This window comes from Bradyrhizobium sp. AZCC 2262, assembly GCF_036924535.1.
Classification (GTDB): domain Bacteria; phylum Pseudomonadota; class Alphaproteobacteria; order Rhizobiales; family Xanthobacteraceae; genus Bradyrhizobium.
Window position 1 is genome coordinate 6,121,468 of record NZ_JAZHRT010000001.1, and the last position, 17,476, is coordinate 6,138,943.

Annotated in this window: 13 protein-coding genes, 1 tRNA gene and 2 pseudogenes; 11 read left to right on the forward strand and 5 right to left on the reverse strand. The window is 58.6% G+C overall.

The genetic code is table 11. The features are described from left to right. The first annotated feature begins 567 nt into the window (after positions 1-567). From V1283_RS28690 to V1283_RS28735, 10 genes and pseudogenes are all read left to right on the forward strand, one after another. A complete protein-coding gene (locus V1283_RS28690) occupies positions 568-984 on the forward strand; it encodes a cupin domain-containing protein (protein WP_334389960.1) in 417 nt (138 codons plus the stop codon). 42 nt (positions 985-1,026) lie between these two features. Next, complete coding sequence (locus V1283_RS28695; RefSeq protein ID WP_334389961.1) at positions 1,027-1,482, forward strand: carboxymuconolactone decarboxylase family protein; 456 nt, start codon at positions 1,027-1,029, stop codon at positions 1,480-1,482. Between the two features lie 282 nt (positions 1,483-1,764). Further along, the gene (locus V1283_RS28700) at positions 1,765-2,469 is read left to right on the forward strand and encodes a glutathione S-transferase N-terminal domain-containing protein (protein ID WP_334389962.1); all 705 of its coding nucleotides are present in this window, start codon (positions 1,765-1,767) and stop codon (positions 2,467-2,469) included. A 246-nt stretch (positions 2,470-2,715) separates the two neighbouring features. After that, positions 2,716-2,988 (forward strand): helix-turn-helix domain-containing protein, encoded by a 273-nt coding sequence (locus V1283_RS28705; RefSeq protein WP_334389964.1) that lies wholly within the window; start codon positions 2,716-2,718, stop codon positions 2,986-2,988. A 204-nt stretch (positions 2,989-3,192) separates the two neighbouring features. Continuing rightward, positions 3,193-4,191 carry a SphA family protein gene (locus tag V1283_RS28710; protein WP_334389965.1) on the forward strand — a complete coding sequence of 333 codons (999 nt, stop codon included), beginning with the start codon at positions 3,193-3,195 and terminating at the stop codon, positions 4,189-4,191. 363 nt (positions 4,192-4,554) lie between these two features. Further along, positions 4,555-4,734, forward strand: a pseudogene (locus V1283_RS28715) (acyl-CoA dehydrogenase); the annotation flags it as partial. A 1,329-nt stretch (positions 4,735-6,063) separates the two neighbouring features. Next, a complete protein-coding gene (locus V1283_RS28720; RefSeq protein WP_334389967.1) occupies positions 6,064-7,266 on the forward strand; it encodes a tyrosine-type recombinase/integrase in 1,203 nt (400 codons plus the stop codon). Positions 7,267-7,270: 4 nt separating this feature from the next. Beyond that, positions 7,271-7,351: transfer RNA gene (locus tag V1283_RS28725), tRNA-Ser, on the forward strand. A 183-nt stretch (positions 7,352-7,534) separates the two neighbouring features. Beyond that, entirely contained in the window at positions 7,535-8,758 is a 1,224-nt protein-coding gene (locus V1283_RS28730) for a tyrosine-type recombinase/integrase (RefSeq protein WP_334389968.1), read from the forward strand. Positions 8,759-9,090: 332 nt separating this feature from the next. Further along, positions 9,091-9,303 carry a hypothetical protein gene (locus V1283_RS28735; RefSeq protein WP_334389969.1) on the forward strand — a complete coding sequence of 71 codons (213 nt, stop codon included), beginning with the start codon at positions 9,091-9,093 and terminating at the stop codon, positions 9,301-9,303. A 329-nt stretch (positions 9,304-9,632) separates the two neighbouring features. Here V1283_RS28735 and V1283_RS28740 read toward each other — a convergent pair. Then, positions 9,633-10,617 (reverse strand): annotated as a pseudogene (locus V1283_RS28740) (aldo/keto reductase). Between the two features lie 137 nt (positions 10,618-10,754). On the opposite strand from V1283_RS28740, the gene V1283_RS28745 reads away from it, so the two are divergent. Further along, a complete protein-coding gene (locus V1283_RS28745; protein WP_334389970.1) occupies positions 10,755-11,654 on the forward strand; it encodes a LysR family transcriptional regulator in 900 nt (299 codons plus the stop codon). 175 nt (positions 11,655-11,829) lie between these two features. On the opposite strand, the gene V1283_RS28750 is transcribed toward V1283_RS28745, so the two are convergent. The 4 genes from V1283_RS28750 to V1283_RS28765 all read right to left on the reverse strand — a co-directional run bounded on the left by V1283_RS28750 (position 11,830) and on the right by V1283_RS28765 (position 17,114). Further along, positions 11,830-12,315 carry an EF-hand domain-containing protein gene (locus V1283_RS28750; RefSeq protein WP_334389972.1) on the reverse strand — a complete coding sequence of 162 codons (486 nt, stop codon included), beginning with the start codon at positions 12,313-12,315 and terminating at the stop codon, positions 11,830-11,832. Positions 12,316-12,377: 62 nt separating this feature from the next. Next, on the reverse strand, positions 12,378-14,876 hold the full coding sequence (gene bamA, locus V1283_RS28755; protein ID WP_334389973.1) for an outer membrane protein assembly factor BamA: 2,499 nt from the start codon (positions 14,874-14,876) through the stop codon (positions 12,378-12,380). Between the two features lie 169 nt (positions 14,877-15,045). After that, positions 15,046-16,371, reverse strand: a complete 1,326-nt coding sequence (locus V1283_RS28760; RefSeq protein ID WP_334389975.1) for an ATP-binding protein — start codon at positions 16,369-16,371, stop codon at positions 15,046-15,048. Continuing rightward, positions 16,368-17,114 (reverse strand): response regulator, encoded by a 747-nt coding sequence (locus tag V1283_RS28765; RefSeq protein WP_334389977.1) that lies wholly within the window; start codon positions 17,112-17,114, stop codon positions 16,368-16,370. The genes V1283_RS28760 and V1283_RS28765 overlap by 4 nt, the downstream gene beginning before the upstream one ends. Between the last annotated feature and the right edge of the window lie 362 nt (positions 17,115-17,476).

Consider the following 17,476-nt stretch of genomic DNA (forward strand, 5'->3'; position numbering starts at 1 on the left):
TTAGCTCGGACTTTGGTCCCCCGCTTGCTTGGAGTTGCCACGAGATTGTCTGAGTGTGCCAGTCAATCGCTTTTCCGGCTGCGCTGACAAGTCCGCTCGCGTAGCCTGCCCTCAGGGGCTGTCGAGCACCAGGCTCTCTGGCTTGTCATTATTAGTGAAGCGCCACACGTCCAACGGTCTTACAAAGGAAACGCCGAAACCGAGCACCGCAGCCGGAGAGACATACATTGGTCGGTGCAAGAGCGGATAGCCACAACAGCTTTCGTCACGCTACCCGATACTTTTGCAGTCGATCCGAACGATTGGATATAGTGGAGAATGGTGTAGTGGCAGAGAGTCGCCTCTCTTCGCCCGCCCTACCGACAACGCTCCTTGCGTTTCGCGAAACCTTTGCCACCATCGGGTCGGACGAAGGACCTTCGCGTCCAAGATTGGCGCTTCACACTCGGCAACGCCAGTATCATGTGCCCATGGTAGTGCACAATTTTTCTCCGTTCTTGGTACTTTCCCGTCGATCGGAGAACGGTAAGTAAAGCAATCGATCTGACAATCAAAGGGGGCGCTTAGATGAATATAAGAACCGTACTCGGTGCGGCATGCACCTGCATCGCCATCGCTGCTGCGACGCCAAGCGTCGCACAAAACAAAGGCGAGGTAGTCACACCGAACTTCGATCAGGCGCTACCTGGGATTCCAGGAAAATCGTTGATCGCCGTGACCGTCGACTATGCTCCTGGCGCAGCCTCGCCCTCGCACAGCCATGCCAAGTCCGCCTTTATCTACGCCTTTGTCATCTCCGGCAACATCGAGTCGCAGGTGAACGACGGGCAACAGCGGATCTACCATGCCGGCGAGAGCTTCTTCGAGCTCCCAGGCGCCCACCACGTCGTCAGCCGCAATGCTAGTTCGACGGAGCCCGCGAAACTACTCGCGGTGTTCGTGGTCGATACCAAAGATCGCGCGCTCACTACACCTGACAAATGATTACGACTCCCAGACGTTGTATTAAGTAATAAGGAGAAACGAGTGAGCAAGCGTCTCGACTACACACAACTCGCGCCGGCAGGTATCAAGGCTCTGGGTGGTGTCTATGGCTACGTCGCGCAAAGCAGCCTCCCCAACACGCTTGTCGAGTTGGTGTATCTGCGCATCTCTCAGATCAACAACTGCGCCTACTGCCTCGATATGCACACGCGCGACTTGTTGAAGAACGGGCAACAGGTCGATAAAATCGCGCTGGTGCAAGCCTGGGCGGAAGCAGGGAGTCTGTTTGACGAGCGGGAGCGGGCCGCCCTCGGCTGGGCAGAAACGGTGACGCGCGTTGCCGAGACTGGTGTGCCCGACGAAGCGTACCAAGCGGCACGAGCCGTGTTTGGTGAGCGCGACCTTGTGGACCTTACGATCGCAATCAGCCTGATGAACGCCTACAACCGCATGGCAATCAGCTTTAGAAACACACCACAGGCCGTACACGAAAAGTAAGCGCTGAGCGCGGCTCGCGAAGTGGCGCTACTCTCATTCCGGATATGTTCCAAGTTCCGCGATGTTGTGCGCCAAGTACGGGTTACTCAGGAAGATATTCGTCGCGGGCGCAGCTTGACGCGCCGCACGGCGATTGATTCCGTCATGCATTGATTTCATGAGACGCATACTCGCGCCTCGAAAACATTCCGCTGTCACATGAACCGGTCCTTGCGCACGCAGCCTCGACGTTACCCACTCTCGAAAAGTACCTCAGTCCCACCGGAACGAGCGAGTTGAAAGATGACTAACGCTTCTGCATTCCTGGTAGCCCAACGCTGGCCTCCGAAACACGCTGACCGCCTGCAACTTTATTCGCTACCGACGCCTAACGGCGTCAAGGCGTCGATCATGTTGGAGGAAACAGGACTACCTTACGAGGCGCACCTCGTCGACTTTAACAAGAGCGACCAGCACACGCGGGAGTTTCTGTCGTTGAATCCCAACGGCAAGGTCCCCGCGATCATTGATCCAAATGGCCCCGGTGGCAAGCCACTGCCCCTGTTTGAAAGTGGCGCGATCCTGCAGTACCTTGCCGAGAAGACTGGCAAGCTCTTGCCATCGGACGCGGCTCGGCGCTGGCAGACCATCCAGTGGGTGCATTTCCAGATGGGCGGAATCGGCCCGATCTTCGGCCAAGTCGGCTTCTTCAACAAATTCGCTGGCAAGGACTACGAGGACAAGCGCCCGCTGCAGCGCTACGTAAATGAGGCTAAGCGCCTGCTTGGCGTGATGGACGAACATCTCGCCGGCCGGAAATGGTTCATGGACGACGAGTACACGATCGCCGACATTTCGATGCTGGGCTGGGTGCGCAACGTCATCGACTTCTACGAGGCGCGCGAGCTCGTCGACTTCGACAGCCTCAAGAACGTCCCGGCTTGGCTCGAGCAGGGGCTGGCCCGGCCGGCCGTGCAGCGCGGATTGCACCTGCCATCATTATCATGAAACTGACTCTGCCTTCGCAGCCAAGGCATACCGCAAGATGGCTACCACGAGAGCAGCTACCTTATGTAGATGGAGCTGCAGCTGCGTGCACCTGACATGTCGGTTGAGATATGGTCACCTGGACTGGACGGATGCGGCAACTCGCTCGTAAGAACATCTTGATAGATACTGATTGACTGCTCGTTTCGGCGATATCGGCTGGGCTACGATGCGTGACTGGCTGATTCACAGTAAGGGACATCACAGATGTTGGTTTGGGCGCGCCAGATCAAAGCCGCGCGTTCACTCATCGGATGGGAGCAGTTCCAACTCGCAACGAAGGCGAGTGTCGGTATCGCAACGATTCGACGTCTGGAAAGAATGAGTGGACCTATCAACGCGCATTTCGAGACCGTCGAGAAGATCAGGCGCACGCTTGAAGAAGCCGGCATCGAGTTTGTCGGAGAGCCTTCTCCCGGTGTGTGCGTACGGCTGACTGCCAGCTGTGCCTCGCACCGCACGGAGAAAGGTCAAAAGTAATACCGATTGATATCTGAGATATCGACTTTGATCACCATGTATCGAGTGAACAACATTGGAAATAATACGTACGAGTTACTTATGCCTATACTTGCCTGATCAACGTTTTTGATTTGTCATCTCTCCCGCACGCCGGAGCTTGTCAGCGGTGCTGCAACCGAAGTGCGCGGCAAATGTGCCGGCACCGGTGATCTGGAGGGGGAAATGAATTTGAGGACGGTATTGAGCGGTGCTGCATTTCTACTTGCAGGCGCCGCGCTCACCAACGCGAACGCGTATGAGTTGGGCTATCCTGGATTTACGCAAACACCTGGTGTCACGATCGGAGCAAGCGCGGGGCTTCCACCGCCGGGTATCTATTCGTTCAATCAGGTCTTCACCACCCAAGCAAATTTGGTTGGGCCTGGCAGCGCACTACTCAACGCTGCCGGCACGAAGACAGGTGTTCAGGTCGCGGTCAGCGCGACCGGTTTCTTGTTCGTTCCCGGCTGGACCTTTCTTGGCGGAGACTACAGCGCCGTGCTGGTGCAGCCGTTTGTGATGGACAGCGTCGGAAGTCCCGTGAATGTGCAGGCGGCGGGCATGCACAACACCTATATCGTGCCTGCGGAGCTAAGCTGGAAACTCGGAGAAAGTGGCTTCTTCGTCAAGGCGGGCCTCGGTATGTATGTGCCGGACGGCACAAAGACTGGCGCCAACGGGCTCGGCAACGTCGGGAATCCCTGGTGGACGTTTCAGCCCGAGTTGATTGTCTCCTACCTGAAGGATGGCTGGAATCTTACGACGTTCCTTTACGAAGAGATTAACACCAAGAATACGATCACCGACTATAGAAGCGGCAACGTCTTTCATGCGGAATTTACGGCTGCCAAGACGATCGGGAACTGGACGGTCGGGCCGGTTGCGTACTACGTAGGCCAGGTCAGCGACGACAAATCCAGCGCATTTTATAACGGTGCCATCAACGTCGATCGATATAGCAAATGGGCGGTTGGTGGCATGGTCGGCTACAACTTCGGGCCGGCATCTCTGACGGTCTGGGCCTTTCAAGACGTCTCGGCGAACGCTTCCGGTGGCACACCGGCTACGGGTATTGATTCCGCGACCATCGCAAAGGGCACGAGTGTGTTTGCGAATTTGAGCTTTCGGCTCTGGGCGCCAGACGCTTCGTCATCTCCAACGCGGCCGCAGTTTCGTAAGTGAAAGTGATCCCCACGCGCTTAGAGGACCATCAATAGGGAATTGAGTTTCCGTACTGAGGTCGCGGAGCAAAGGGCCCTGCAGATCGTTTAGAGGTCCTCCCGGCGCGTCTCCCTAGAGGAGCGCTACACTTGGAAACGCGGTGTCATTCGCCGCGTTTCCACTTTTCCGGGCAGCAGGCACAACCGACGCTTCTCGTGGGGTGTATTTTCTTAGTATCGGCAACAATGTGCGGGAGCCCAATCCATTCGCTCCCGTACTAGACCGCCCTGGCTCGAGCAGGGGCTGGCGCGGCCGGCCGTGCAGCGCGGATTGCGTATGCCACCAATACCATGAGACTGAATCTGTCTTCGGGCCGAGGCATACCGCAAGATGGACGAGGGCAAGATGGCCTCGGAGATGATCTCGATTGTCAAGTGCAACAATTGCGGCGAGGTGCTCGATATCGCACGCGTGTCCCGCGACGTGCACGGTGGTGGCAACGGCATCCAGATCGAATATCACGTGATGCGCCACACCGCGAATTTGGAAACCGTGAACATCTATGGCGCTCTCGTAAGGTACTGACGCGGCTCGATGCGGTTGGAATTCGTTGACCCTTCCGAGCAGCTGACTGCCCGAATTTTGATTCCGTACGCCGCTACGGAGCCGGTCACAATCGACTGGCAAATAGCGGTAGACACCTGTCAGGTGTCTCCTCCCTAACTTGCCGGGGTCTTGCGAAAGATCCCGGCATTTTTTCGGATTGGCGATACGATCGGGTCGTCGAACCTTCCGTGCGAGTAGTGTGTATGGCCGCCGTGATCCGCGAGATTGGAATCCGAAGGCCGACAATTCCACGAAAATACTCTTTTAGGGCTACCGCCTCACTAGGCGTTGGAGGCACGACAATGCTATTCGGTCCAGTCCGTGATAGGGTTTTAGCTAGGCCCATCCATCCGCAGTTAGCGAGATCTAACGCCTGAACGTCAACGACCCTTCGCCACGAAGGGCCTTCGACCGGGAAGATGGGTGACGATCATGCTCCTGAATTGCGCTGGACCTTCCTGGGATATCTCAGAGCGGCCATTTGTTCGAAGAGGTCAGTTGCTGGATTGGCACGATACGCTGCGCTACGAAGCGGCTACCAACCGAAAACAACAACGCGAAATTGCCCGCTAGTTGGCTATTTGAAGATGGCCAGTACTGCATTTGGTACAGCATGGCTGACGGCGACCATGCTTAACTACTGATCGTGCCTTGCTTTTTCTGCTCAGTCGTCCAGTCCAACAATGGGACCGAAATGGAGGCTCGGCAGGTCCAACGCGAATTCCTCCAGAGTGAGGAAATGGCATTGATTACAAAAATATGATCGCACGGCTCTAGTTGCACTAAACCATACGAAGTGAAGCCCACTTTCCTAGCCTCGGGCCATGTTGCGGCAAATTTCTCCTGCACGCAGTTGAGTAAGACGCAAAAGAGCGTTTGAGTTGGTCATAGAAATCGAGAACCGCAAAAGCACTTCGGCTTTCTTCCTGGAACTGCTGGGCGATGCGATAGGGAGTTCTGCACAAATGCGGTGCTTCGCTCGAACGTATTAAGTCGGAAATATCGTAGCCGAGCACCTTGAGGGCTTCCGTGGGCGCTACTTGCGGCCGCTTGCTCGCTTGAATCATTTGTGAGATGACCCTTGCGCAAATCAGCGCTAACATCGTTCGAGAACATAGGACCTGATACACCGCTGAGGCTGTCCGTAGCAGCTGCGATCGCGTTTCCGGATCGGAGTATTTCGGAGAGCAGCTTGAGACGAGAAGCGAAGCGCGGGCGGCTTACGATCGAGATTATTGCAGGCAAGGCGTTTACGACCCTCAATGAAATTGAAAGGATGCGTGGCCGATGCCGCGTAGAAGTAAGGGTGCCCGTCTCCACCTCAGACCAGCCCGCTACAGGGCCGGAAAGCTCACTCATCAAGCCACTTGGGTCATCCGGGACGGCACGGGATATTACGCCACTGGATGCGCTGAACGCGAAGTTGCAGCGGCTGAGCAAGTCCTCAAGAACTATATTGCAAAAAAGTACGCGCCGGCGCGCAAGGAACAAGACTTAGAGAAAATCCCCGTCGCCGACGTGCTTTCGATTTTCATTGACGACCGCCCCGACCTTTACGTCGAGAACTCCGACGCTCAGAAGTATCTCAACCGGATCGGGCGCCTCAAAGAATTTTGGGGAAAGCTCATGTTGTCGGAGGTAACACGGACCACGTGCCGTGAGTACCAACAACACCGTGGCAATAAAGGCGGTGCCCGCCGAGATCTGGAGGATCTCAGGGCAGCCATCGCCAACCATGCGGCGGAAGGGCTGCACCGTGCCATTGTGAAGGTCACGCTTCCCAAGAAGGGCCCTGCCCGCGATCGATGGCTGACCCGCGGTGAAGCTGCCCATCTAATCTGGACGTGTTGGCGCGCCCGCGAGATACAGACCGTGCACCGCGGACCCAATAAGGGACAGCAGGTTGAAACGAATAAGCGACCCCTCCGCCATCTCGCCCGGTTCATCCTTATCGGGGTCTATAGCGGGACACGCGCGGGCGCTATTGCGTCAGCATCGCCGACCGCAGCTATCGGGCGGTCCTTTGTCGACCTTGAACGTGGCGTCTATTACCGACGCGCCCAGGGAAAGCAGGAGACTAACAAACGGCAGCCGCCGATGCCGATTCCACCGCGCCTGCTGGCACACCTGCGACGCTGGAAGGAACGCAAGATTATTGCGCGACACTTTGTCGAGTTCAACGGCGACGGTGTATCTTCCGTGAAGACCGCGTTCAAACATGCGGTGACGCTGGCCAAGCTCGGGCCCGGCGTTTCGCCGCATACGCTACGGCACACCGCAGCAACGTGGCTAATGCAGAACGGTACCGACCCATGGCAAGCCGCCGGGTATCTCGGCATGAGCGTCGAGACATTGTTGCGCGTGTACGGGCACCACCACCCGGACCACCTGAAGGATGCCGTCGCCAAGATGACGGCCAAGCCTACCGCCTCAGCTTCGCCTCAGAAACGAGTGGAAAAGAAGGAAACGAACGTCGTCAAAATTCAATGAAAATGGGCATTTCTAGTGGGAATACTACGAGTTTCCACCGCTCATAACGGTCTGGTTGCAGGTTCGAGTCCTGCCGGGCCCACCACATTGATAGTCCGCCAGCGTTCGCAACGATGCGTCCTCATTCGCTAAAACGATACTTTTCCCAATTTTCCAATGGTCTGCGGCGTTCAAACGTTCGCCGACGTTCGCATGCCGTTTGCTAACATCCCGCCGTTTTGTTGGCATATTTGTTGGTATCTTATCGAAGCCCAAGCGAGATACCAACATGCCGCTCACGGATACGAAGTGCCGGAATGCCAAGGGGCAAATCAAGCCATGCAAGCTCTCCGACGGCGGTGGCTTGCACCTCTTAATCAATCCTGACGGAGCCAAATACTGGCGCTTGGCCTATCGGTGGCGTGGCAAGCAACGCACCCTCGCAATCGGCGTCTATCCGGCCATTGGGTTGATGGAGGCGCGCGCTGCGCGGGATGAAGCCAAACGTAACCTTGCTGCTGACATCGATCCTTCCGTAGTCAAACAGGAGCGTAAGCGGGCCGCAAAGATTGCGACTGACAATACCTTCGAGGCCGTCGCGCGCGAGTGGCACGAAAACTGGAAAGGTGCACGTAGCCCCTACTACGCTGCCCAGATCCTCCGACGTCTGGAGGCGGATGCTTTCCCGGCGATCGGCCGCCGTCCGATTGCGGCGCTCGAACCGCCAGAACTGCTGGACATGCTGCGCAAAGTCGAGAAGCGCGGGGTGAACGAAACGGCGCGACGGCTAAAGCAACTCGTCGGACAAATATTCCGTTTCGCTATCGTAACCGGCCGAGCGAAGCGGGACCCCTCTGTTGATCTCAAGGACGCCTTACGAGCCACCGGAGAACCGCAGCGTCACAGAGCGATGCCGCTTTCAGAGCTACCAACGTTCTTGCAGAAGTTGGAATGTTACAGTGGCGAGCAGCAGACCAAACTTGCATTGAAACTGGTAACCCTGACGTTTCTTCGAACGACTGAGCTGCGCGCCGGCAAGTGGAGCGAACTGGAGAACCTGGATGAAAATTCCGCTGTGTGGCGCATTCCGGCCGAACGCATGAAAGTGCGCCTGGAGCATCTGGTGCCTCTGTCACGCCAAGCCGTCGCGGTATTGCGCGAGCTGCGCGCGCTTTCGGGCGGCAGCCCCAACATCTTTCCTTCGCCCGGAAAAGGCGACTGCATGTCCAGCAACACCATGCTCTATGCCATCTACCGGATGGGATATCACGGCCGCGCCACGACGCACGGTTTCCGCGCCGTCGCTTCCACGATCTTGAACGAAACCAACTTGTTCAACCGAGATTGGATCGAACGCCAGCTTTCGCACGTAGAACGAAATGAAGTGCGACGCGCTTACAACGCTGCGGAGTGGATGCCTGACCGTCGAAGAATGATGCAGTGGTGGGCAGACCATATTACAGCGTTGGCTCTCGAAGGAGATAAAATCATTCCGTTGTCGCGCGCCGGCTAGCTAAGTGAATTGCACCAAGCGGTCGTATTGCGCCTGACGCGGCGAATATTTCATCGCTGCTCACGGTGAAGAGGAACATTCAATCCGGCGAGGCTCAACAGCTAAAGATGCTCAGCCCGCGGCGGCTATCGGTGATGAGAACGCCCATTGCGCTTCCGCCGTTACCTGGAGCGGCGCCATGCAGCGACGCCAAAGGTGCGCGAGATAGATGGATGGAGCCGCTCCGCTAGCTCGGTGGACAGCGGGGACAAGACAGCCGGATTGATTGCAATTATCTAATCCCACGGTCGGATGTACGCGATCGTCGGTTTGACCAACCTCGGAGTTCTGACATGATCGCCCGCCCGCGTGATTTGGCAGACCAAATGTCCGGCACGCAGCAGTCACAAATATTCACGCTGCCCGTTGATGCGGCTCGCTGCAAAGCCCGCGAGTTTATTGACCAGCCTCCACGCAGCGGCTTCTTGCCAGTCATCGAGAAATGGCGACAGCTTCCCGATGGTCAGATTGAATTTGCGATCCGGCATTTGCCGACTGTAGATTGACAGGCTGGCGGCGTCACCGGCTCCGGCCGCCAAACACGCGCCGATTGGGGTCTGTGCGCCAATTGGGCAGGACCACACCCTTGAACGCGGTGCAGCATTCGATTCTTCAAGTGCCCCCAACCCGCTCAATAACGGCTGCGGCGGTGCATGTAAGGAGGTTTGAGGTGTAGTTGACGGTTGTCGCTACGCAGCAGGGCGATCATCTCGACCCTGTCGGCTGGCGGGCCGTAGTTTGCGCTCATACCCATACAGCCGAGGCCGATGGCAGAGACCACAAGGCCGCTCCGGCCCGATTCACGCTCTTAATCTTCTTACTCCGGGTGCGGTGATTAGCGGTAAGACATTTTGAGGACAGCGGGCGGTAGTCGCTCGCCAGCGACCTCGATCCGGGCCAGGCGCGCTTCGATAGCGGCCATGTCCTCATCGGAAAGGCTCACCTCGGCCGCGCCGAGGTTTTCCTTCACGCGGTCCAGGCGGCGCGTGCCGAAGATCGGCACGATGCTGGGCCCTTTGCGAGGAGCCAGGCGAGCGCCACCTGCGCGGCCGTGGCAGCCTTGGCCGCGGCAAGCTGTTCGACCGCCTCGACCACAGGCCGGTTGGCCTTCATCGCCTCGCGAGTGAATCGCGGGGATCCCGCGCGGAAGTCGTTCACACCGAAGCTCGAGGTACTCGCAATCTTGCCGGTCAGGTAGCCGGTCCCGAGCGGGCCCCAGGGCACGAAGCCGATGCCCAGTTCCTCGCAGAGAGGCAGCACCTCCGGCTCTGGGTCGCGGGTCCACAGTGAGTATTCGCTTTGGATCGCGGTGACAGGCTGGACGGCATGGCACGGCGAATGGTGTCCGCCGCCGCTTCTGAAAGACCGAAGTGGCGCACCTTGCCGGCCACGATCAGGTCCTTCACCGCGCCGGCGACGTCCTCGATGGGGACGTTCGGATCGACGCGGTGCTGGTAGAGAAGATCGATGTGGCTCGTGCCGAGGCGTCGCAGCATCGCGTCCGTTACGCGCTTGATGTGCTCCGGCTGGCTGTTGAGCCCGCGGCGTTCGCCCGTCGTAGGATCAATGTCAAAGCCGAACTTGGTGGCGATCACGATCTCGTTGCGGACGGGCGCCAGCGCTTCCCCGACCAGGGCTTCGTTAGTCCAGGGACCGTAGACCTCGGCAGTGTCAAACAGGGTGACGCCAAGCTCGTGGGCCCCGCGAATGACACGGATGCTCTCGGCCTTTTCCGGCGCTTGGCCGTAGGTCCTAGCGAAGCTCAGGGTCCCAAAGCCGAGTTCAGACACCTCCAGGGCGCCCAACTTTCTCATACGCATGTTGCAACTCCTATCGAACCGGATCGGCCGAGCGCCGTCGGCGCGCTGGCCGTCGGTGGTGTGGTGTGAAGATGGACTGGCCGCGTGCAGCCGATTAGAGTGGTAATCGCGCATGAAGTTATTAGTCGGACTTATGAATGCTGAACGACGAACTGAGCGATCTCGCGATCTTCGCCGCCGTCGCTGATGCCCGCAGTTTTACACGGGCGGCGGCCAAGCTTGGGAAGTCGCAGTCAGCCTTAAGCCAGTCGGTTCGCCGGCTGGAAGAGCGCCTGAAGCTGCGTCTGCTCACGCGCACGACCCGCAGCGTGATGCCGACGCCTGCGGGCGAGCGACTCTTAAGCACCCTTCGCCCCGCTCTGAGCGAGATTGAGGCCCAGCTTAATGCGCTCAGCGAGCTGCGCGAATTGCCCTCGGGATCGCTCCGGCTTACCGCCGGCCGGCATGCCGTTCAGACGGTGTTGTGGCCCGCCCTGCTTCGGCTGAATTCGCGCTATCCCGACATCAAGGTTGAGGTGTCGATCGAACCCGCTCTCACGGACATCGTCACCGAACAGTACGACGCCGGTGTCTGGCTGGGGGAACAGATCGCCCGGGATATGATCGCCCTGCGCATCGGCTCTGATCTACCGATGGTGGTGGTCGGATGCCCGGCCTACCTCGCTGACGACGGCATCCCGATCGAACCGCAGGACCTCACGCATCACCGCTGCTGCAACATCCGCCTGCCGACCTCCGGCGGCCTCTATGCCTGGGAGTTCGAGCGCGACGGACGCAGCGTCAACTTCCAGGTCGATGGCCCCTTCGTCCTGAATGACATGCACCTGCTCATCGACGCCGCCCTGCATGGCGCGGGGTTGGCGATCGTGATGGAAGACATGGCGGCGCCGTTCATCGCCGATGGACGCCTGGTCCGGGTATTGGAAGACTGGAGCCCGCCGTTCTCCGGCTACCATCTCTATTACCCTAACCGGCGTCACCCCTCTCCGGCGTTCGCCGCGCTGCTGGAGGAACTCCGGGCCAACTCTCATCTATAAGCAGGCCGAATGACGGCCCCACATCCAGGCCAGCGGCTGATTGAGGGCCGCGCTGTCTCTGTGCTGGAGACCAAACAAACCGAGACAACAATGCGCTAACTTTTTCTGGCGCAATACGGCGCAACACATTGTTGGCTGGCCCGCGCTTGCGTCGTGCAAGAGGCGACGTCGCCCCTCAGAATTTCTTGCCCCTGCCACTCTGCGGTTTTCGATCAGCGCTTGCGCCTTTCATTTCGTCCTGCGTGACGCGGCAATCACCGTTCTTGTCATTCTGCAAAATAAATTCACTCGGCTTGTCCACAAATTCGCTGTGGGTGATCTTTCCGTCTTGATTTTCGTCAAAGTAGCCGAAGTCTGCATCGGCGAAGGCAGTCCCGACTCGACGGATGATGGTGAATTCGGCTGTATCGAGATGTCCGTCGCGGTTGCGATCGGCCAGGTTAAATAGCCGATCAAGGTAACTCTTCCACTCCTCGCAGGTATTGATACCATCATGATTGGCGTCCCAGATATCGGGGCCGTTTGTCGGCGGAGCGTCTTTGGTCGATTTGGGGCCACGCCCCGCGTCTCCGGCTGGAACGGATTGTGCAGAAGCGTAGGGTGCGGCCATCATGAGCAATCCCACGGCGATGCTCATGCCGCGAGCGGACGTCGTGCGCAACAAATCTCTCTTCTGTTTTGGTGCCTCCCGCCATCTGAAGCAACATATTCTGGAGTTGAATGTCAAAACGACGTCCCGCCACCGAACTTGAATTGCTGCACGATATCGTACTTGCCTTTGGTCAGCGGGACCGCATAGTCGAAGCGAAGGGGTCCAAAGGGAGACTGCCAAATCAAGCCCACACCCACCGAAGTCCGGATAATGTTGGTGTCGTCATACTGCATGGCACAGGTCGGGCAGGTCGGTGAATTCACTTCCCCCGTTGCGGTCCAGGAGGTGGGACCCTGATAGCCCCAAAGCGACCCCGCATCGGCATAGACCGCGCCCTTAAGACCGACCTCCTTCGGCAGGAACCAGAACGGCATCTGTAGTTCCGCCGACACGCCCCAATATTTGGTACCCCCCAAGGCGTCGCCCGATCCGGTATAGGGGTAGAAGGTGAGATCGCGCGGACCTATCCCGTTTGGCGCAAAGCCACGAACAAGATTTGGACCCATCTGGAATTGGTCAAGCATTCGAAGCTGACTGCCCATGCTGTTGAGCATGCCGCCCTGGGCGTGGATCACCCCGACGATATCGGCAACCAGCGGGGTGTAGTATTTCGCATCGATGGCGGATTTCAGGTAGCTGACGTCGCCTCCGACACCGGCAAAATCCTGCTTGAAGTCGATCAGCAGGCCGTCTGTCGGATTTTTGTTGTTGTCGAGGGTGTTGTAGTTCAGCGAATAGCCCAGCGACGACGTCCATGTCGCGCCGTTTGCCAATTCCTGTCGGACTGGTAGTGAAGACTCTCCGTCCGACAAACAGCCCGGAAGCAGTCCGGCCTGGGCATTACCGGTCGGGTCGACACCGCCCAGAACCGTATTGATGTAAGTCGGCGTCGGGAAAAATGCCGGCCCCGCGAGGTTATTGCAGTTGTTGAGCGTGGTGGGCAGCGTGATGGACTGCTGATAGAGCGAATATCGAAGCTGCAGCGACAGATCTTCTCGCAAGGTAAATCCAAGTCGCGGACTGAAGCCGAGCGTGGTGGTGCCGTACGAAACGTAATCGTTCGCAAGCTGCTCGCGATAGAATACGTCAAGGCCGAGGGCGACGCGGTGGTCCAGCAAATAGGGCTCGACAAACGACAGCGAAGCACCACGCGCATACTGGCCATAGGTTACCGACGCCTTCGCAAACAGGCCGCGGCCGAGGAAGTTGCGTTCGGAAATGCTGACCTCCGCGAGCGCGCCGTCGGTGGTCGAATAGCCACCCGATATCGAGAAGTCGCCGGTCGATTTCTCCTCAAGATCAACAATCAGAATCACGCGATCGCTGGAGGAACCGGGCTCGGTGACGAGCTTCACGCTTTTGAAGAAGTCGAGGTTCTTCAGGCGGCGTTCGGCGCGATCGACCAACGCGCGGTTGTAGGCGTCGCCTTCGGAAAGATCGAACTCGCGGCGGATCACGTAATCGCGGGTACGGGTGTTGCCGCGTATATCGATGCGCTCGATATAGCTGCGCGGACCCTCGTCGACGGTGAAGACGATCGAGATGGTGTGCGCTTCGAAATTGCGGTCGCCGCGTGGACGCACCATCGCGAAGGCGTAGCCACGTCGCGACGCCTCGATCTGCATTTCCTCGACCGACTTCTCAAGTGCTTCGGCGTTGTACAGCGAACCAACGCTGACGCGCGAGAACGAGCGCAGCACGTTCGGAGCCAGGGTTGCGATTGAGGACTGGAAATCCACCGACGCGACCCGGTATTGCTGGCCTTCCTCGATCCTGAAGGTGACCAGGAAACCCTTGCGCTCCGGATCGTATTCGGTCAGCGCGGCCACCACCTGCACGTCGGCAAAGCCGTTCTTGAGATAGAACCGGCGGATTAGGTCGCGGTCGGCCTCGACCCGGTCCGGGTCATAGACGTCGTTGCCGCCGAGAAAGCTCAACAGATTGGATTCGTGCGTCTTGATGACGTCCTTGAGGCGATAGGACGAATACGCGTTGTTGCCGATGAACTCGATCAACTTGACGCCGGTCTTCGACCCCTCCTCGATCGTAAAGACGAGGTCGACCCGGTTGTTCGGCTGCTCGATGATTTCGGGGGTAACGTGCACGTCGTAGCGCCCCGAGTGACGATAGATTTCGGCGATGCGCTGAGCGTCCGACTGCACCATGGGACGCGACAGCGTTCCGCGCGGCTTGGACTGGATTTCGGCCGAAAGCTGCTCGTCCTTGACCTTTTTGTTGCCCTCGAAGGCGATGCGGCCAATCACCGAGTTTTCGACCAGGGTCACCAGCAGGCGACCACCGGTCTGGGTGATCTTCACGTCCTGGAACAATCCGGTCTCGATCAGCGCCTTCAGACCGTCATCTATCTGCGCCTGATCCAGGCGCCCGGCGGGACCCGGCTTGAAATACGAGCGAATGGTCTCGACTTCGACCCGCCGGTTACCTTCGACCTCAATCGAAGACACCGTTTGGGCGACCGCAGGCGACGATGACAGCGTAGCAGCGACCGGTATTGCCAACATCATCAGAACGGCCAGTAAGCCTCCCCGCAACTGCATTCCAACATTCATGCCCAACGCGCCCTCGCCATTCCGAGCGGCACGCTAAAGTGTGGATGCGGCTAAAAAGCCTCCGAAACGTTTCCAGTCATTTTGAAATGTTGCTCAATGGTAATTGGAGCCGCAACGAGTTCGGCTCATGTGGCTTCGGGCGAACATCATTGCTCGGGATTTTGCGTGCTCAGGCCGCGGCCTCCTGGCTCTGCTGGTGAACCGGCAATTCAACGCGCGCAATCAACCCATGAGGTTGCCGATCATGGAGCGACAGCTCGCCGCTGTGCGCCAGCACGATAGCACGGGCGATCGAAAGCCCGAGACCAAAGCCGGCGGCCTCATCCATGTTCCGCGCGACGTCGCCACGCACGAATGGTTCGAGCATCGCATCCTTGCGCGCATCGGAAATGCCGGGACCGTCGTCCTCAATGTCGATCGTCACGGTATCTGGCGACATCCTTAGACGGATCGTGACCTCGGCACCGAATCTGACCGCGTTTTCGACAAGATTGGTAATGCTGCGATGCAGATCGTCTGGCCGCAACGTGGCCATCGCGTGTTGCGGCCCGTAGTAAGCGACTTTGTGTCCCATATCGGCGAATTGATCGGTGATGAGCTGCAACGTGCTGGCGATGTCGACCAGCGTCATGGATTCGAGTCTACGGTCGTTGCGCAGGAAGGAAAGCACCGACTCCAGCATCGATCGCATCTGATCGAGATCGCCCAACATGCAGCTACGATGCCCATCGTCTTCGATAAATTCGGAGCGTAGGCGCATTCGGGTGATCGGAGTCCTCAGGTCGTGGCTGATCGCGGCCAGCATCCTGGTGCGGTCGTCGATAAGGGTGCTGATCCGTTCCCGCATGCGGTTGAGCGCCTTTGCAACCGAACGAATTTCTTCGGGGCCGCGTTCGGGCAGCGGCGCAGGGGCGCCGTTCAGGCTGAAGCTTTCGGCGGCGCTGGCGAACGACGACAGCGGCGCCGTCAAGGCGCGCGCCGTCCACAGGCCAAGCAACGTGACGCTGATGGCGGCAAACAGCAATGTCAGGAACCACGGTCCAATCCAGAACGGACGTGGCCGCTGGTCCGGCAGGAGACTTGCGGAAATCATCGCGCCATCCGGCAGCGCAATACCGACCTTGCGGGTGTCTTCATGCGGGAGTGACGATATCCGGTAGTTGCTGCCGAGGTGGCGATGCAGACTGCGCAGATTTGGACCATCCGGTTGGTCCGCCGCTGGAGCAGCACCCGGCGCAAGATCTCTAATGTCCAGTTGCGGAAAGGCCCGCGCGACGTCGGCGAAAAGCCGTGGCCGTTCGGCCATGGGCGTGGCGCCGAGAAGCTGGACCACCGCGGCCAGCTGACTGTGTCCGCGGCCGACCGGCGTCAAGTCCGGCCGGTAGATAAGAAAGGTTGTGGTGAGGATCAGGTGAATTGCAATGATCGAGGCGATTACCAGCGCTGCGATCTGTCCGCTGATACCCCTCAGATTCAGAAAACCGAGCAGCTTCATGATCGGCTGTCTGCTGGGGGTGTGACCGTATCCACCGTGGGGGTGAACATGTAGCCGCAGGAACGCACCGTCTTAATCATGGTGGGGTCTAGTGGATCGGGTTCGATCTTGCGCCGGATACGGCTCACCAGCACATCGATGCTTCGCTCGAATGAGCCGACGTTGCGGCCCTGGGTGAGATCGAGCAGGCTGTCGCGCGACAGCACGCGGCCTGGCCGCTCGCAGAAGGTACGCAGCAGATCGAATTCGGCGCTGGTCATCGCAACCCGCGCGCCGGCTGGATTGCGAAGCTCCCGCAACCTGAAATCGATCCGCCACCCCAGAAAGCTGAGGGCGGTTGCGCCATCGGTGGCGCTGACGGTCTGGGCGGATGCCTGGCGGCGAAGCACGGCGTTGATCCGGGCCAGCAATTCGCGCGGATTGAACGGTTTGGCAAGGTAGTCGTCGGCGCCCATTTCCAACCCGAGAATCCGATCGACGTCCTCGCCGCGCGCGGTCAGCATGATGATGGGCATTTGCGACTCTGCGCGAACCTTGCGGCACAGGCTGAGGCCATCCTCGCCGGGCAGCATGACGTCGAGGATAAGAAGATCGACGCGACGGTCGGCCATCGCCCGCGCCATTTCGCGTCCGTCGTTTGCCGTCGTCACATTGCAGGCGTTGGTACGCAGATATTTCGCGATCAGCGTCCGCGTCTCGCGATCGTCTTCGACGACAAGAATGTTCGGCGATGCCGTGGCCATGCCCAAGTCTTTACGTGAGATTCTTGTTTCGGAATAGTTCTGACGTCGTCCTCGCAACATGAGGCAACATGCCAGCAAGGCAATAAAAAGGCCGTGCTTGCGCCGTCAACGCCCATCGGGTTACGGCGTCACCACCGCCATTTGCCGCTACAATAAGTCGCTTCCGCCGAACACGCGCGTGTGATCCAAGATCATCTTTTCCATTTGTTTCCACGACGTTTCATTGTGTTGCTGCAATGAAAACACCCAAAGCAAACCGACAGCCAAGAACCAATCACGCACACGTCAAGCCGCGTTACAGGCCTTCAGTATCGGTTCGGCGGACGTCAGCAACCGCTGCGTCCTCCGGATCAGGTCTAAGC

What these genes read in the sequence shown, in the direction of transcription:
- V1283_RS28690 (WP_334389960.1), top strand. Translation starts at nt 568, where the DNA reads ATGAATATAAGAACCGTACTCGGTGCGGCATGCACCTGCATCGCCATC.
- bamA (WP_334389973.1), bottom strand. Translation starts at nt 14,876, where the DNA reads ATGAATGTTGGAATGCAGTTGCGGGGAGGCTTACTGGCCGTTCTGATG.
- V1283_RS28765 (WP_334389977.1), bottom strand. Translation starts at nt 17,114, where the DNA reads ATGGCCACGGCATCGCCGAACATTCTTGTCGTCGAAGACGATCGCGAG.
- V1283_RS28705 (WP_334389964.1), top strand. Translation starts at nt 2,716, where the DNA reads ATGTTGGTTTGGGCGCGCCAGATCAAAGCCGCGCGTTCACTCATCGGA.
- V1283_RS28700 (WP_334389962.1), top strand. Translation starts at nt 1,765, where the DNA reads ATGACTAACGCTTCTGCATTCCTGGTAGCCCAACGCTGGCCTCCGAAA.
- V1283_RS28730 (WP_334389968.1), top strand. Translation starts at nt 7,535, where the DNA reads ATGCCGCTCACGGATACGAAGTGCCGGAATGCCAAGGGGCAAATCAAG.
- V1283_RS28760 (WP_334389975.1), bottom strand. Translation starts at nt 16,371, where the DNA reads ATGAAGCTGCTCGGTTTTCTGAATCTGAGGGGTATCAGCGGACAGATC.
- V1283_RS28735 (WP_334389969.1), top strand. Translation starts at nt 9,091, where the DNA reads ATGATCGCCCGCCCGCGTGATTTGGCAGACCAAATGTCCGGCACGCAG.
- V1283_RS28710 (WP_334389965.1), top strand. Translation starts at nt 3,193, where the DNA reads ATGAATTTGAGGACGGTATTGAGCGGTGCTGCATTTCTACTTGCAGGC.
- V1283_RS28745 (WP_334389970.1), top strand. Translation starts at nt 10,755, where the DNA reads ATGCTGAACGACGAACTGAGCGATCTCGCGATCTTCGCCGCCGTCGCT.
- V1283_RS28720 (WP_334389967.1), top strand. Translation starts at nt 6,064, where the DNA reads ATGCCGCGTAGAAGTAAGGGTGCCCGTCTCCACCTCAGACCAGCCCGC.